This is a genomic window from Rhodoblastus acidophilus (genome assembly GCF_025961575.1).
In the GTDB taxonomy this organism is placed as follows: Bacteria; Pseudomonadota; Alphaproteobacteria; order Rhizobiales; family Beijerinckiaceae; genus Rhodoblastus; species Rhodoblastus acidophilus_C.
Map to the genome: position 1 here is coordinate 1 of NZ_JAOQNX010000040.1, position 15,373 is coordinate 15,373.

Annotated in this window: 13 protein-coding genes; 6 read left to right on the forward strand and 7 right to left on the reverse strand. The window is 66.2% G+C overall.

Features of this window, described 5'->3' with window-relative positions:
* Positions 1-178: 178 nt before the first annotated feature.
* The gene (locus M2320_RS20895) at positions 179-610 is read right to left on the reverse strand and encodes a PA2169 family four-helix-bundle protein (RefSeq protein ID WP_264598940.1); all 432 of its coding nucleotides are present in this window, start codon (positions 608-610) and stop codon (positions 179-181) included.
* Positions 611-799: 189 nt separating this feature from the next.
* On the opposite strand from M2320_RS20895, the gene M2320_RS20900 reads away from it, so the two are divergent.
* Together M2320_RS20900 and M2320_RS20905 are read left to right on the forward strand one after the other, a co-directional pair.
* On the forward strand, positions 800-2,155 hold the full coding sequence (locus M2320_RS20900; RefSeq protein ID WP_264598941.1) for an OmpA family protein: 1,356 nt from the start codon (positions 800-802) through the stop codon (positions 2,153-2,155).
* Between the two features lie 313 nt (positions 2,156-2,468).
* Positions 2,469-4,970 carry a M10 family metallopeptidase C-terminal domain-containing protein gene (locus M2320_RS20905; protein WP_264598942.1) on the forward strand — a complete coding sequence of 834 codons (2,502 nt, stop codon included), beginning with the start codon at positions 2,469-2,471 and terminating at the stop codon, positions 4,968-4,970.
* A 3-nt stretch (positions 4,971-4,973) separates the two neighbouring features.
* Here the strand turns inward: M2320_RS20905 and M2320_RS20910 are convergent, their stop codons facing one another.
* Entirely contained in the window at positions 4,974-5,357 is a 384-nt protein-coding gene (locus M2320_RS20910) for an ArsR/SmtB family transcription factor (protein WP_264598943.1), read from the reverse strand.
* Positions 5,358-5,453: 96 nt separating this feature from the next.
* Here M2320_RS20910 and M2320_RS20915 point away from each other — a divergent pair, with 96 nt between their 5' ends.
* The 4 genes from M2320_RS20915 to hpnI all read left to right on the forward strand — a co-directional run bounded on the left by M2320_RS20915 (position 5,454) and on the right by hpnI (position 10,796).
* Positions 5,454-7,778 carry a Tex family protein gene (locus M2320_RS20915; protein WP_264598944.1) on the forward strand — a complete coding sequence of 775 codons (2,325 nt, stop codon included), beginning with the start codon at positions 5,454-5,456 and terminating at the stop codon, positions 7,776-7,778.
* 122 nt (positions 7,779-7,900) lie between these two features.
* Positions 7,901-8,908, forward strand: coding sequence for a flippase-like domain-containing protein (locus M2320_RS20920; RefSeq protein ID WP_264598945.1), 1,008 nt, complete (start codon positions 7,901-7,903; stop codon positions 8,906-8,908).
* Positions 8,901-9,515, forward strand: a complete 615-nt coding sequence (locus M2320_RS20925) for an ABC transporter substrate-binding protein (RefSeq protein WP_264598946.1) — start codon at positions 8,901-8,903, stop codon at positions 9,513-9,515. The genes M2320_RS20920 and M2320_RS20925 overlap by 8 nt, the downstream gene beginning before the upstream one ends.
* A 60-nt stretch (positions 9,516-9,575) precedes the next feature.
* A complete protein-coding gene (gene hpnI, locus M2320_RS20930; RefSeq protein ID WP_264598947.1) occupies positions 9,576-10,796 on the forward strand; it encodes a bacteriohopanetetrol glucosamine biosynthesis glycosyltransferase HpnI in 1,221 nt (406 codons plus the stop codon).
* A gap of 95 nt (positions 10,797-10,891) precedes the next feature.
* On the opposite strand, the gene M2320_RS20935 is transcribed toward hpnI, so the two are convergent.
* The 5 genes from M2320_RS20935 to M2320_RS20955 form a co-directional block, all read right to left on the reverse strand.
* Positions 10,892-13,024: a putative bifunctional diguanylate cyclase/phosphodiesterase gene (locus M2320_RS20935; protein WP_264598948.1), complete on the reverse strand. Its 2,133-nt coding sequence runs from the start codon at positions 13,022-13,024 to the stop codon at positions 10,892-10,894.
* A gap of 167 nt (positions 13,025-13,191) precedes the next feature.
* Entirely contained in the window at positions 13,192-13,626 is a 435-nt protein-coding gene (gene arsC / locus M2320_RS20940; protein ID WP_264598949.1) for an arsenate reductase (glutaredoxin), read from the reverse strand.
* A complete protein-coding gene (gene arsB, locus M2320_RS20945) occupies positions 13,619-14,722 on the reverse strand; it encodes an ACR3 family arsenite efflux transporter (protein WP_264598950.1) in 1,104 nt (367 codons plus the stop codon). The genes arsC and arsB overlap by 8 nt, the downstream gene beginning before the upstream one ends.
* On the reverse strand, positions 14,719-15,081 hold the full coding sequence (locus tag M2320_RS20950; RefSeq protein WP_264598951.1) for an ArsR/SmtB family transcription factor: 363 nt from the start codon (positions 15,079-15,081) through the stop codon (positions 14,719-14,721). Before M2320_RS20950 ends, arsB begins: the two co-directional genes overlap by 4 nt.
* Before the next feature lie 49 nt (positions 15,082-15,130).
* On the reverse strand, positions 15,131-15,367 hold the full coding sequence (locus M2320_RS20955; RefSeq protein WP_264598952.1) for a thioredoxin family protein: 237 nt from the start codon (positions 15,365-15,367) through the stop codon (positions 15,131-15,133).
* Positions 15,368-15,373: the final 6 nt, after the last annotated feature.

Here is a 15,373-nt window from a genome sequence, read left to right on the forward strand (position 1 = left end):
TCAACCCGGAGGGCCGGGCGCTTTTGCCTCAGGGGTGCGTCGAACGGCTTGGCCGTGTCCCCGACACGGCCTGCGCCATTCTCCTTCCCCTGAGGCAAAATCGCCCGGCGCAGGCGGTTCCGTCCTAAAAACATCCCGCTCTAGGCTCCGGCGCGCCGCCGGAGCCTGTTTCAAACGGTCACGCGGCCCTCTGCATCTGCATGACCAGAACTTTTTGGGCGATCTTGTCGCGTTGCGCCTTCAGCAGCTCGGCGGTCTCCTCGGGCAAAACCGCCTTCAGCGCCTCGTCGTATTTGGCGAGGTTGCGCTGCTCGCCGTCGATGAGGCCGCCCAACACGCTGTCGCCGAGTCCGTCGAACAGCGCGCGCACGTTCATGATCGCCCGGTTGACCACGCTCATGAACGAGCCTTCGTCATTCGCGACCAGCCCGAAGCGGGTCAGGATCTCGCCGAGCTCCTTGGCGTTTCGGTCATGCAGGCCGATCATGTCGAGGAAAAGCGGCGACAAACCCTTGCCTTCGGCGTCGACCACCGCTTCCTCGTAACCATTGCGCGCGTCGATCTCACTGGTGTGAAGCGACTTCAGGACTTCGAGAATTTCATTGTCCACGCAAACCTCCATGAAAACGGCCGCGAAACATTTGCGGCCCTCAGCCAAGGAAACGGCGGCGCACAGGGTTGGTTCCGCGGGCGCGCAGAGCTGCTAAGTCGTTGTGCAATTTCGCGAAAGGCTTATCGAGCCTGTTGAGCCGATCTTGATCCGCGTGCATAAAGTCGGCGCGAAGGGAATCGCGAGACCATGGCTGCTTCAGAGGGAATGCCGCAAGACCAGAGCGGGGACGAACCCGAACGCCGGGCGACCGAACCTGCGCGAGGCGAGGGCGCCTCTGGGCCGGGCCCGAGCGACGCCCAGAGGCTGGACCAGCCGGTCAAGCCGGACCAGCCGGTCCTGCCGGAGCAGAGGCGAGCGCTTCCAGGCGCGGCGCGGGCGCCCGCGCCCTCTAAGCTTAATCGCATTCTGGCGCTCGACAGCAGTTTTCGGGTGATCGCCTCCTGGCGCCTCGAAGGGGTGTCGGTCGAACCGACCACCATTCTGATCGGGGCGATCAAACAGTTTTGTTCGCGCGACGCCGCGGGGCCGCAGGGCGACTTGCGGGTGCTGCATTTCCATGGCGGGCCGGTGTTGTTGCGCGCCTCGGCGCATCTGATCCTGGCGGCGCAGTTTTTGGGGGAGCCGCTTCCCCAGGATCGGGCGCGTCTCGATGTCGCCTTCAAAGCCTTGATGAAGAAGGACAAGCCGCTTGATGGCGATCTCGCGGCCGTCGCCGCGCGGCTGAGGACGCCCGAGGCGAAGCCTTTGGCGCGCCAACGGATTGTTGTCGCCGCGGCGGCGGTCGCGGCGCTGGTTTTGGGCGCTTTGGCCTTGTTTCCGCGCGGCGGGGCGCCCGAGACGCGCCCGCAAAAAATGCTCGCCGCCGCTCTGGCCGCGCAGCCGCGCCTTGCCGGCTGGCCGCTGAGCGTTTCGCTGGACGGCGATGTCGCTTCGGTGAACGGGGTCGCGCCCGCCGACGCCGATCTCGACGCTTTGGCGAAAAGCCTGCCGGCGGCGCCGTGGCGCTGGGAAATCCATGTCGCCAAGGTTGTGGACGCCGAGGCGTTTTCGGCGGCCGAGGCGCGCGCCAAGGCGCTGGCGGAGCAATTACGGCTTGCTGAGGAGCGGCTTGCGGCGCTCGACGGGCGCCTCGAGGCCGTGGAAAAATGGCGGGCCGAACGCGCCGCCGAGGCCGAGGGGCCGGCGGCGCTGCTGACGCGTCTGGCGCGGAGCACGACCATTGCTTTCCTCGACGACGACCATTTTGCCGACCCTGCGCAAGCGCATCGTGAGATCGCCGAGATCGCGGCGCGGCTGAAGGAGACCGACGCGCGGCTGCGGATCGTCGGCTACACCGACGCCCATGGCCCCGCGCCGAAGAATCTGGCGCTGTCCCGGGCGCGGGCCGATGCGGTCAAGCGCGCGCTGGTCGGGGAGGGGATCGATGCGAAGCGGTTGCTGAGCGTCGGGCGCGCCGACCACGCTCCGATCGCCGCCGAAAACAGCTCGGATCGCCGCCGCAACCGGCGCGTGACCTTTGAGGTTTTGGGCGCGACGGAGTGATGAGGCGCACGCAATGCTGCAGCGCAGCATTGACGTTAGGTGATGTAGACATTTCCCGGTAATATCCCCCATCAGCCCGGCGTTCCCGACGAACCGCGCCTGGGACGCTCGCGGGCGGCTCAGGGGAGTTCTGACCATGGCGACCGTGACCGTCACTTCAAGTGACATGACGAGCATAAATATCGACCCGTCTTTATACATACTGGATAATAATTATGGCCCATTTGCATTGTTTGATCGAACCGTAAGCGGCTATAATTATTATATAGCCGTCCTGGCAATATCTGCTGTAACTCTTCCGGGATCGCTTCAGTTGTACCTGGATCTTCTCGTTCATATTGATATGAAAAAACTGACGGCGCCGGGTGTGGAATGGTCCGGGGATGTCGTGATTTCGTATGATGAAACGAATTACGCGAATTTGGCCGATGCGCTATGGAATGGCGACGACACGATCACACTCGGTGATGGCGTCAATTCCTCCACCTTCACCAAAATCTTCGGCGACAGCAATGTCGTGTCCGGCCAGCAGTGCGGCGCCGACACGATCCGCGCCGCCAGCCTGACGTCGGCCGGCGCCGGCTTCCAACTGGTCGGCGACGCCTTCACCGCCAATGACGTGTGCAGCGGCGGCAACGACCTCATTGACATGCGCAATCTCGCAGGCGCCTCCGGCGCGCCGACGATCGTCGGCGATTTCTATACCGCGAACGGCTCCGGCCGCTTTGGCGACGACATCATCTATGGCTCAGCGTTCGGCGACATCATCTATGCCGACGCCGTCACTGTCGCCTCGCCTGACGATTGGATCGGCGGGCGCAATCTGGTTTATGCCGGCGCTGGAGACGACACTGTTTATGGCGGGACCGGCGACGACAAGCTCAATGGGCAGGCTGGCGCCGACACGCTATTTGGCGGGGACGGCAATGACACGCTTACCGGCGGCGACGGGGCCGACACGCTCTATGGCGACGACGGCGACGACAAGCTCAATGGGCAGGCCGGCGCCGACACGCTGTTTGGCGGGGATGGCAATGACACGCTCACCGGCGGGGACGGCAAGGATGTGCTCGACGGCGGCGACGGCGTCGATACGGCGGTCTATTCCGACAAGACCGCGCCGGTCGCCGTCGCGCTCAAGGGCGCCCAGGTCGCGACCGTGACGGTCGGCGGCGTCGCCGAGGATTCGATTCTCAACATTGAAAACATCGTCGGCGGCTCCGGCGCCGACACGCTCACCGGCGACGCCTTCGCCAATACGCTTTCCGGCGGCGCTGGCGACGACATTTTGCGGGGCGGCCTCGGCGTCGACGTGCTCGACGGCGGCGCCGGCTCCGACACCGCGGATTACCGCGACAAGTCGGCTTCGGTGGCTGTGACCTTGATCGGTTATCTCTCGGCGGGGCAGCCCGTCGCGTCAGGAAATGTCGTCGTCACCGTCGGCGGCGTCGCCGAGGACACCCTTCGCAATATTGAAAACATTTTTGGCGGCGCGGGCGCCGACGCCCTTACCGGCGACGCGCTCGACAATCTGTTCCGCGGCGGCGGCGGCAATGATGCGCTCGACGGCGGCGCCGGCTCCGACACCGCCGACTACCGCGACAAGACCGCCGCGGTCTCCGTGGCGCTGAACGGGGCGACCCGCGTCGGCGTGCTGGTCAATGGCGTGCCGGAAGACACAATTGTCAATATCGAGACCGTTTATGGCGGTTCGGCCGCGGACACGCTGACCGGGGACGCGGCCAACAACCTGTTCCGCGGCGGCGGCGGCGCGGATGTCCTCGACGGCGGCGCCGGTTCGGACACTGCGGATTACAGCGACAAGACCGCCGCCGTGGCCGCGACGCTGAATGGCGCGACCCTCGCCACCGTGACCGTCGGCGGCGTCGCGGAGGATACGATCCGCAACATCGAGAACCTGATCGGCGGCGCCGGCGCCGATACGCTGGTCGGCGACGCCCTGGTGAACACGCTCCTCGGCGGCGCGGGCGCCGATCTTCTGAGGGGCGGAGGCGGCGCCGATTATCTGGATGGCGGCGCCGGCTCGGACTGGGCGGATTACCGCGACAAGTCGACGCCGGTGGCGGTGACGCTGAACGGGGCGATCCCGGCGCCGGTGACGGTCGGCGGCGCGACGGAAGACAGGATCGTCAATATCGAGAGAATTCTTGGCGGCTCGGGCGCGGACACGCTGACCGGCGACAGCCAGGACAATATTTTCCGCGGAGGCCCCGGAAAGGACATCCTCGACGGCGGCGCCGGCTCCGATACGGCGGATTATAGCGAAAAAGCGGGCGCCGTGGCCGTGACGCTGAACGGGGGGGCGGACGCCGTCGTGTCGGTCGGCGGCGCGGCCGAAGACACGATCCGCAATATCGAGAACGTGCTTGGCGGCGCCGGCGCGGATCGGCTGACCGGCGACAGCGGGGTCAACGTTCTCTCCGGCGGGGGCGGAAATGACATCCTCACCGGCCTGGGCGGCGCCGACGTCCTGACCGGCGGGGCCGGCGCGGACGCTTTCGTCTACACCTCGCTCATCGATCTCGGCGACACGATCACCGATTTCACCTCCGGCTCCGACCATATCGACGTGTCCGCCGCCGGGATCTTTGGACTGACTGCGGGCATTACGCCCAATCTGGTCCAGACCGCCAACCACGCGATCTGGACGCCCGGCGCGCTTCTTGAATACGAAACTGGAACGGGCGGGCTCTACTTCGACCTCAGCGGTGGGGCGGGGGTCGGCGTCATGCGTGTCGGCGTGCTGGCGGGCGCGCCCAAGCTCGTTGGGACCGACATCCATATCATCGCGTGACGCTTACGCGCTGGGGCAGAAGGTCTCGTAGAGCACGCCGATCAGCCGCTCGACGCGGGCGTCGGCCAGGGCGTAGCGGATGCTCTGGCCCTCGCGCGTCGGGCGCACGAGGCCGTCCTTGCGCAATAGCGCAAGATGCTGCGACACCAGGCTCTGCCGCGCCTCGAGCTTTTCCGTGATCTCGCCCACCGAGGCTTCGCCGTCGGCGAGCAGACACAGGATGCGCAGCCGCACGGGATTGGCCAGCGACTTCAGGAATTCGCTCGCCTGTTCGGCGGCCTCGCTCAAAGCGGCGGAATCGCTGCCGACGACGTCGGCTTCGGGTTTCTTCATGCGGGCCATTTCAGCAAGTTCCGTCAGCGCCTGACGCTTGTCAATCGCGTCCATTCGCAAGCCAAGCTTTTCCACAACACCGGCTTTGACCCGGCGGGCCCCGAGGGGTACAAGCGCGCCCCGCCCGGACCAACGATCGAGAGCTCGCCCATGAACGCCATCAATCGCCGAATCGCTCAGGAATTGCAGGTCGCCGAAGGGCAGGTGACCGCAGCCGTCGACCTGCTCGACGCCGGCTCGACCGTGCCCTTCATCGCCCGCTACCGCAAGGAGGCGACCGGCGCGCTCGACGACACCCAATTGCGCACCCTTGAGGAGCGTCTGCGCTACCTGCGCGAGCTCGAAGACCGGCGCAAGGCGGTGCTCGAGTCGATTCGCTCCCAGGACAAGCTGACGCCCGAACTGGAAAAACAGGTTTTGGGCGCGGACACCAAGGCGCAGCTCGAAGATATTTATCTGCCGTATAAGCCTAAGCGCCGCACCAAGGCGACCATCGCCCGCGAGGCCGGGCTCGCGCCGCTCGCCGAGGGGCTTTTGACGACGCCCACGCTCGATCCCCGCGTTGAGGCGGCCAAATTTGTCGATGAGGCCAAGGGCGTCAAAACGGTTGAGGAGGCGCTGGACGGCGCCCGCGCCATTCTGGTGGAAAAATTTTCGGAAAAAGCCGAACTGGTGGGCGCGCTGCGCGAGGCGTTCTGGTCGCGCGGGCGGCTGGTGTCGAAAGTGCGCGACGGAAAAACCCAGGACGGGGCGAAATATTCGGATTATTTCGACTTTTTCGAGCCGCTTTCGAAATTGCCGTCGCATCGCATCCTCGCTTTGTTTCGCGGCGAGAAGGAAGAGATTCTCGATCTGGTGCTGGAGCCGGAAGGCGCCGCCGAGATGGAGGCCAATGGCGAAAAGGCTTATGAGCAGGCGATCGCCGCCAGTTTTGGCGTGGCCGAGCGCGGCCGTCCCGCCGACAAATTCCTGATGGATGCGGTGCGCTGGGCCTGGCGCACGCGGCTCAAGATTTCGCTGTCGGTCGATCTGCGCTCAAAGCTTTGGCAGAACGCCGAGGATCAAGCCGTAAAGGTGTTTGCCGGCAATTTGCGCGACCTCCTGTTGGCGGCGCCGGCGGGGCCGCGCGCCACCATGGGTTTGGACCCGGGTTTTCGCACTGGCGTCAAGGTGGCGGTGGTCGACGCCACGGGAAAAGTTGTCGATACCGGCGTGATCTATCCGCATGAGCCGCAGCGGCGCTGGGACGATGCTTTGGCCGTGCTCGGCGCTCTGTGCATGAAGCACAAGGTCGAGCTGATCGCCATCGGCAATGGCACGGCGTCGCGCGAGACCGACAAGCTGGCGGGCGAGTTGGTCGCCAAATTGCCGGCGGCGAAAATCACCAAGATCGTGGTGTCGGAGGCGGGGGCGTCGGTTTATTCGGCGTCCGCTTATGCGGCGAGCGAATTGCCGGGGCTCGACGTCACCCTGCGCGGCGCCGTCTCCATCGCCCGGCGCTTGCAGGACCCGCTCGCCGAACTGGTCAAGATCGATCCGAAAAGCATTGGCGTCGGGCAGTACCAGCATGATCTCGCGGAGTTCAAACTGTCGCGGTCGCTCGACGCCGTCGTGGAGGACTGCGTGAACGGCGTCGGCGTCGATTTGAATACGGCGTCCGCGCCTTTGTTGGCGCGGGTTTCGGGTCTGGGTGAGTCGCTCGCCGGCAATATTGTCGCCCATCGCGACGCCAATGGCGCCTTCAAGACTCGGGCGGAGCTGAAAAAAGTGCCGCGTCTGGGCGCCAAGGCGTTCGAGCAATGCGCGGGCTTCTTGCGGATTCGCGGCGGGGACGATCCGCTCGACGCCTCGGGCGTGCATCCCGAAGCCTATCCTTTGGTGCGCAAGATTTTGGCGGCGACCAAGGCCGATATCCATGTGCTCATCGGCGATTCGAAAACCCTGCGCGGGCTGAAGCCGAAGGATTTTGCCGACGACCAGTTCGGTCTGCCGACCGTCACCGACGTCTTAAAAGAGCTGGAAAAACCCGGGCGCGATCCGCGTCCCGAGTTCAAAACCGCGACGTTCCAGGAGGGGGTCGAGACCCTGTCCGATCTGAAGCCCGGCATGGTGCTTGAGGGTGTGGTCACCAATGTCGCGGCCTTCGGCGCCTTTGTCGACATTGGCGTGCATCAGGACGGGCTGGTGCATATTTCCGCCATGTCGAAAAACTTCATCAAGGACCCGCGCGAGGCCGCCAAGCCCGGCGATGTCGTCAAGGTGAAGGTCTTGGAGGTCGATGTTCCGCGCAAGCGAATCGCCTTGACCATGCGTCTCGACGACGCCGTCGATGCGCGCGCCGGGCGCGGGGAGGGCGGTCGTCCCCAACAGAAGCAGCCGTTCCGGCAGCCGCCGCAGCCGCGCTCGACCGCGGGCAACGCCTTTGCCGAGGCTTTTGCCCGCGCCAACGCCAACCCGCCGAAGAAGGGGCGGTAACGCCCCAGCCTGGCATTGCGATGACCTATCGTAGTGCGACTTATTTGCATCGCGGCGCCTTTTTTTTCGGCGCTGCGGCGTTCCGGGCTGACTTGGTAAACGTTTTTCGCTAAGGCGGGACGATGAAAAAAGCTGCAGCGCTGGGACTTGTTCTCGGCCTCCTCCTGTTCGCCGCTCTCACTTTCTATGAAGGCGTGGGCGACGTGGCGCATGCTTTTGCGCGCATCGGCCTGATCGGAGCGCTTCTGATCGCCGTGATTCGTTTTGCCCAGACCTTCGGCGCAGCCCTGGCCTGGCGCTTCATGATCCCCAACGCGCGCCCCGCGCCCTGGGTGTTCTGCCAATTGCGCTGGGTGCGCGAGTCCATCAACAATCTGCTGCCGGTCGCCTCGGTCGGCGGCGATGTGTTTGGCGCCCGGCTGTTGAAAAAACGCCGGGTCGACGGCGGCGTGGCCGCGGCCAGCGTGATCGTCGACCTCTTGGCGCAGACGGCGACTCAGGCCGTGTTCACCGTGATCGGCGTCGTCCTGCTGCTGCGCGCCGGCGCCGAGGCCGATCTGACCCTGGCCGCCGCGATTGGCGCGTTCATCATGGTTCCCGCCGTCGCCGGGTTCTGGCTGGCGCCGCGGCTGCTGTCGATGGGATGGATCGACCGGCTCGCCGAAAAGATCGAGAGCCAGACCGGCTGGCCGTCCATCGCCGGTCTGCCGTCCCTGCGGAGGGGGCTCGACGCCATCCTGCGCAACCGTGGCGGCCTCGCCCGGGCGCTCGCCATCCATATGGCGATCTGGTTCGTCGGCGCGCTGGAGATTCATTTCGCTCTTCAGTTTCTGGGCGATCCCCGCTCCTTCGCCACGGCCATCACCATCGAAAGCCTCGGCCATGCGGTGAAGGCGGCCGGTTTCCTCATCCCCGGCGCCTGGGGCGTGCAGGAGGGCGGTTTTATTGCTTTGTGCGCCGCCTTTGGCATCGGCTCGCCCAACGCCATCGCGCTGTCGCTGATCAAGCGCATTCCCGATCTGATCTGCGGCGCGCCCGGCCTGGCGCTGTGGCGGCGCATGGAGGGCGAAAGCCTGTTCGCCACTTTTTTGCGCGCGAAGAGGCCCGAAGGGGAGGCCGGACATGCTTGATCGCCGCATCTTTTTGGGCCTGCTCGCGGGACTGCCGTCGCTGGCCGCCCAAGTCCAAGCCGCCCGAGCCCAAGCCGCCCAAGCTTCCGAGTCGTCCGACGCGGACGCGGCTCTTGCCGTCGTGCGGGCCTTGCAGGACAGCCAGGTCGAGGTGCTGAGCCACGCGACGAAAATGTCGCTGCAGCAGCGTTTCGACGCGCTGCGTCCCGCGCTGGGCGCCGCCTTCGATCTCGACGGCATGGCCAAGCTCGCCTATGGGCCGGGATTTGACGCTCTGCCCGAGCGCGAGGCGTGGACGCAGAGTTTTGGCGATTATGTCGCCGCCACTTATGCGCAACGGCTCGAATTCGTCGAGTCCAAGGGATTTGAGCGCGACGCCAAGGTCGAGCCGCGCGACGGCGCGCTGGTGGTCGGCACGCGGATGATCCCGCTCAAGGGCGAGCCGATGCCGATCGATTATGTGGTGAAGTCCACGCCACACGGTTGGCGCATTGCCGATATATTGGCCAATGGCTCGATCTCCGAGCTCACCCAATGGCGCCGCGCGTTAAAAGGTCTGGCGCTGAAAGATCTGCGCCAACGCGTCGCCAGCCTGCTGGGGCGTTAGGGCAGGCTCCCAAAAAGCGGGCGCGGTTTCTGTGACGCGCGTCCCTTGAAAGGAAACGGCATGCTGACCGGACTGGAGGCAGGCTTCGACGCCTCGCTGCCGCTCTTGGCGCTTTATCTGCTGGCGCTGGCGTCCTGCCTCTACACCTTGCTGGCGGTTTTCGCCGTACGGCGCGCTTTTCCGCGGGAAAATCGCGGCGCCGCGCCGAAAATCGCGCCGAGCGTCACCGTGCTCAAGCCGCTTTACGGGGCCGAGCCGGGCTTGCGCGAGCATCTGCTGAGCTTTTGCCGCCAGGATTATGCCGGTCCCGTGCGGATCGTGTTCGGGGTTCACAGCGCCGCCGATCCCGCGGCGGCGGTGGCGCGCCGCATTGTCGAGGCCGTGCGCGCCGGCGAGATCGCGGGCGCGCCCGCCGGGCTCACCGCGGAGCTGGTGATCGATCCGGCCCGCCATGGCGGCAATGGCAAGGTCGACAGTCTGATCAACATGTCCCGCGCAATCGTCGGCGAGGTCGTGGTGCTGGCCGACAGCGACATTATCGTCGCCCCCGATTATCTCAATCGCCTGACCGCGGCGCTGGAGGGGGAGGGCGTCGGCGCCGTCACCTGCCTGTACCGCGGCGTGGCCATGACCGGATTGTGGGCGCGGCTGTGCGCCATGGGCGTGGATTACGCCTTCCTGCCCAATGTCGCGACCGGGCTGGCGCTGAACATGGCGAAACCCTGCATCGGCGCCACCATCGCCTTGCGCCGCGAGGTTTTGGACGGGATCGGCGGCTTCGCGCCGCTGAAGGACCAGCTCGCCGACGATTTCGTCCTCGGCGCGCTGGTGCGCGAGCACGGTTTTAAAGTGGCGGTGGCGGATTTCGTCGTGCGCCACGCCCATGGCGAGCGCCATTTCTCCGATCTGTGGCGCCAGGAAATCCGCTGGGCGCGCACCATACGCTCGATCGATCCCGGCGGCTATTTCGGCACGCTCGTCACCCATCCCGTGGGCTGGGGCCTGTTGGCCTTCGCCTGCCATCCCTTTGCGCCCGTCTCCACGGCGCTGCTGGTTGCGGGCCTGTTGTGCCGGCGCCTGTTGCAGGGCGCGGTCGACGCGCGATTCGCCGGCGAGGCCCAGCCGCAGGCGCTGCTGCCGTTGCGCGATCTTTTGGGATTCCTCGTGTTCTGGGGGAGTTTTTGGCCGGGTCACCTGCGCTGGCGCGGCAAGAATTTCGATTTGCGCGACGATGGCGTGATGACCCCGGTCGAGGGCGAGCGCGCCGAAGCGGCGGGGTGAGCGAAATCTAGAGCATTTTCGAGCGAAGTGGATGCCGGTTCGCGTGAAGAAAATGCGGTGAAACAAGAATCTAGAGCCCGTTCGGTGAACGGGCTCTAAGCCGCCGCGATCGCCAGCGCCGGGCGCTCGCGCAGCTCCTGCAGCAGCCCCGGCAATTCGTGGGCCGCAACCGGGGGGCTGAACAGAAAGCCCTGGGCCTGGCGACAGCCCTCCCGCCGCAGCGCCTCCAATTGCGCCTCGGTTTCCACGCCCTCCGCCAGTACGACCATGTCCAGGGCGTCGCAGAGGCTGACCACGGCCTTCACAATGGCGTTGCTCTTGCGCGACCGGTCGAGATCGCGGGTGAAGCTGCGGTCGATTTTCACCTTGTCGAAGGGGAAGGTCTGCAGATAGCTCAGCGAGGAATAGCCGGTGCCGAAATCGTCCATGGCGATGCGCACGCCCAGCGTTTTCAGGGCGCCGAGCGTGGCGAGGGTCGCGTCCTTGTCCTTGATCAGGATGCTTTCGGTGATCTCCACCTCGAAGCGGCGGGGCGACAGGCCGGATTCGCGCAGGGCCGCCGCGATCTGTTTCACCAAAGGGCGCGACTGGAACTGCACGGGTGAGAAATTGACGGCGACGCCAATGTCTTCGGGCCAGCGCACCGCATCGGCGCAGGCCTGGCGCAGCACCCAGTCGCCCAGCGGCGCGATCAGCCCGATCTCCTCCGCCAGCGGGATGAACAGGTCGGGCGCCAGCAGGCCGCGCTGGGGATGGCGCCAGCGGAGCAGCGCCTCGAAACTTTTCACCCGCCGCGAGGCCAGGTCGACGATCGGCTGGTAGAACAGTTCGAGCTGGTCGTCGCGCAGCGCCTGGCGCAGGTCGAGCTCCAGCTCGCGGCGCTCCTGCATGCGCTCGTTCATCGCCGGCTCGAAATAGCGCCAGATGCCGCGTCCGTCCGATTTGGCGCGGTAGAGCGCCATGTCGGCGGCGCTGAGCAGACCTTCGCTCTCGCCGCCGTCCTGCGGCGCCAGCACAATGCCGATGCTGACGCCGACCACGACATGCTGGCCGTCGATGGTGAAGGGCCGCGACAGCGCTTCGATCAGGCGGCGCGCCAGCGCGGCGGCCTCCTGCGGCTGCAGCAGGAAGGACTGGATGATGGCGAATTCGTCGCCGCCGAGCCGCGCCAGCGTGTCGGTCTCGCGCAATTCCGCTTTCAGCCTTGCGGCGGCGGCGACCAGCAGCCGGTCGCCGACGGGATGGCCCAGCGTGTCGTTGACCTCCTTGAAGCGGTCGAGGTCGAGGCACAGCAGGGCGAAGCTGATGCCGCGACGGGCGCGGGCGAGCGCCTCGTCGAGCCGCAGCCGGAACAGGGTGCGGTTGGGCAGGTTGGTCAGGGAATCATGATGCGCGGCATGGGCCAGGCGCTGCTCGACCTCCTTGCGCTCGGTGACGTCGATGGCGACGCCGGTCGAGGCGACGGCCTTGCCCTCGGGGCCGAACTGATAGCGGGCGCGCAGCTCGATGTAGCGCAGCTTGCCCGTGCGCGGGCAGCGCGTGCGGTAATCCAGGCTGATCTCGGGCGCATTGTCCCGATAGGCGCAGCGCATCAGCTCCATCACCCGGCGCCGGTCTTCGGGAAGGACGCGCTCCAGCCAGACCGAGGTCGGAATCGGCCCCTCGCCCTCCGGCAGGCCCATGATTTCGCGCATGGCGGGTTCGACATAGATCACGCCCTTGACCAGGTCGCGGCGCACCGTCCCGATCCGGCCCACCATCTGGCCGAGCCGCAGCGCCTCCGCATAGGCGCGCAATTCCTCGTCGGCGCGGCGCGTCTCGGTCACGTCGATCGCAATGCCGATGCTGCGCAGGGGCGCGCCGCTATTGTCGCGGGCCGTCACGGTGGCGCTGATCATCGCCCACATCGTGCGGCCGTCGGGCAGCAGATGACGCGTTTCCCCCTCCCAGCGGCCGGTCTCGATCATCGCCTGGATGAATTCCGGCATGGTCCGGCTGGCGTCCTCGGGATGCTGCAGATCGTGCGGGCCGAGCGTGAGAAGCTCCGCCTCGCTGCGCCCGAGCATTTTGCACATGCGCGAATTGACCCGCGTGAATTTTCCCGTGCGAAAATCGGCTTGCGCGATCCCGGCGATATTGGAGACGAACAGCGCCTCCAAGGCGGCGGCATGGTCGGCGGGGCGCTCGCCCCGGAAACGTTGGGTCAGCTTCCGCCAGATCTGCTTCATGCGCCGGACACCTTTGGGCGCCCCAAGACGCGGCGCAACACGCAAGGCTTCTGACATGAAGCGCTGGGGCGGCCGCTGCATCGCGGCCCGATGTGACGCTATGGTAATGTCCAAAAGTGAATGCGGCGCAAAGACTAAAGGTTAACGTTGAGGGCGAGGCGCCCGCGTCAGCTCACGCGGTTTCCCTCCGCGTCGATGATCAATTGGCCGTCCTCCTTGGCGAGCGGCCCCGGCGGCAGGCGGTCGAGCAGGTCCAGAACCAATTCGCTCGGACGGCAGAGGCGCACGCCCCTGGCCGTGCAGACGATCGGGCGGTTGACCAGGACGGGATGCGCGACCATGGCGTCGATCAGGGCCTCGTCGGACACTGCGGGATCGAGCAGTCCCAGCTCCTGCGCCGGGGATTTCGCTGTCCGCAAGGCGTCGCGCGCCGTCAGGCCGGCGCTGGCGAACAGGCCGAGCAATTGCGGTCTGGTCCAGCCGGTTTTCAGATAGTTGATCACTGTCGGCCGATAGCCCGCCGCCTCGATCATGGCGAGCACGTTGCGGGACGTGCCGCAGGCGGGGTTGTGATGGATGACGACCTGCGTGACCTCAGGCATGACGGCTCTTGGCGTGTCGGCTCTTGGCATGACGGCTCTCTTGCGCGGGCAAAAATGTGCGGCGGCGGACGGCGGCGCCGGCCTCGTACCAGCCGCGCGTGGCGTTGACGAGTCTGACCACGGTCAGCATGACCGGGACCTCGATCAGCACGCCGACCACGGTGGCGAGCGCCGCGCCGGAGGAAAAGCCGAACAGGCTGATGGCGGCGGCCACCGCCAGTTCGAAGAAATTGCTGGCGCCGATCAGGGCCGAGGGCGCGGCGACGCAATGCGCCTCGCCGGCCGCGCGGTTGAGCAGATAGGCGAGCCCGGCGTTGAAATAGACCTGGATCAGAATGGGGACGGCGAGCAGCAGGATGACGACGGGCTGGGCGATGATCTGTTCGCCCTGAAAGCCGAACAGCAGCACCAGCGTGGTCAGCAGCGCGATCAGCGACAGCGGCTGCACGCGGGCGAGCAGGGTTTTCAGCGCCGCCTCGCCGCCGGAGGCCAGAGTCGCGCGCCGCAGGATTTGCGCGGCGATGACCGGGACGACGATATAGAGCGCGACCGAGAGAACCAGCGTCGCCCAGGGAACGGTGATGGCGGAGAGGCCGAGCAGCAGGCCGACGATGGGCGCGAAGGCGACCACCATGACGACATCGTTGAGCGCGACCTGGCTCAGGGTGAAATGGGGTTCGCCTTGGGACAGATTGCTCCAGACGAACACCATGGCCGTGCAGGGGGCGGCGGCGAGCAGGATCAGGCCGGCGATATAGGACTCGATCTGGTCGGCGGGCAGCCAGGCCTTGAACAGCCCGCCGATGAACAGCCAGCCGAGCAGCGCCATCGAGAAGGGTTTGACCGCCCAGTTGACGAACAGGGTCACGCCGATGCCGCGCCAATGCTCAGTGACCTGCGACAGTGCGGAAAAATCGATCTTCACCAGCATGGGCACGATCATCAGCCAGATCAGCGCGGCGACCGGCAAATTGACCTTGGCGATTTCGGCCGCGCCGATGACGTGGAAGACGCCGGGGAAAAAGTGGCCGAGCGCGACGCCGACGGCGATGCAGAGCGCGACCCAGAGGGTCAGATAGCGTTCGAACAGGTTCATGCGCGTTGTTCCACAGCGGTCGAGGGCGGGCGACAGGGAGAGAGGTCCGCGATCAGCGGCGCACAGAGGTCGGCGCGGCCGCCGCAGCAATCCTTCAGCAGAAACAGCACGAGTTCGCGCAGGCGGGGCAGGTCGGCGCGATAGAGGATCGAACGGCCGCGCCGCTCGCCGGTGACCAGGCCGGCATTGGCGAGGATCGAGAGATGCGCCGACATCGTGTTCTGCGGCGCGCCGATCAGCCGCGCCAGTTCCCCGGCGGGCACGCCTTCGGGCTCGCTTTTGACCAGCAGCTTGAAGGTTTGCAGCCGCGTGGCCTGCGACAGGGCCGAGAGGGCGGTCAGGGCGGCAAGTTCATCCATATATCCAGATTAATGGAAATAAGGGTGAGGCACAAGGCGGTCGAGCTCGTCAGGCCGCCAGCCATTTGGCGACGTCTTCGGGCTTGGGCAGCCCGCCGGCATGGACCACCTTGCCGTCGATCACGATCCCCGGCGTCGAGGCGATGCCGAAGCCGGCGATGGCGGCGTAGTCGGTGACTTTTTCGAGATCGATGGCGACGCCGAGCTTTTGCGCCTCGGCGCGCACCATGTCGGCGGTCGCCTCGCAGCGTTTGCAGCCGGGGCCAAGAACTTTGATGCTTTTCATGACGGG

Coding starts and splice junctions, on each gene's coding strand:
- M2320_RS20955 (WP_264598952.1), bottom strand. CDS start 15,367: ATGAAAAGCATCAAAGTTCTTGGCCCCGGCTGCAAACGCTGCGAGGCG.
- M2320_RS20950 (WP_264598951.1), bottom strand. CDS start 15,081: ATGGATGAACTTGCCGCCCTGACCGCCCTCTCGGCCCTGTCGCAGGCC.
- M2320_RS20910 (WP_264598943.1), bottom strand. CDS start 5,357: ATGGACGCGATTGACAAGCGTCAGGCGCTGACGGAACTTGCTGAAATG.
- M2320_RS20925 (WP_264598946.1), top strand. CDS start 8,901: ATGCTTGATCGCCGCATCTTTTTGGGCCTGCTCGCGGGACTGCCGTCG.
- M2320_RS20900 (WP_264598941.1), top strand. CDS start 800: ATGGCTGCTTCAGAGGGAATGCCGCAAGACCAGAGCGGGGACGAACCC.
- arsC (WP_264598949.1), bottom strand. CDS start 13,626: ATGCCTGAGGTCACGCAGGTCGTCATCCATCACAACCCCGCCTGCGGC.
- arsB (WP_264598950.1), bottom strand. CDS start 14,722: ATGAACCTGTTCGAACGCTATCTGACCCTCTGGGTCGCGCTCTGCATC.
- M2320_RS20920 (WP_264598945.1), top strand. CDS start 7,901: ATGAAAAAAGCTGCAGCGCTGGGACTTGTTCTCGGCCTCCTCCTGTTC.
- hpnI (WP_264598947.1), top strand. CDS start 9,576: ATGCTGACCGGACTGGAGGCAGGCTTCGACGCCTCGCTGCCGCTCTTG.
- M2320_RS20915 (WP_264598944.1), top strand. CDS start 5,454: ATGAACGCCATCAATCGCCGAATCGCTCAGGAATTGCAGGTCGCCGAA.
- M2320_RS20935 (WP_264598948.1), bottom strand. CDS start 13,024: ATGAAGCAGATCTGGCGGAAGCTGACCCAACGTTTCCGGGGCGAGCGC.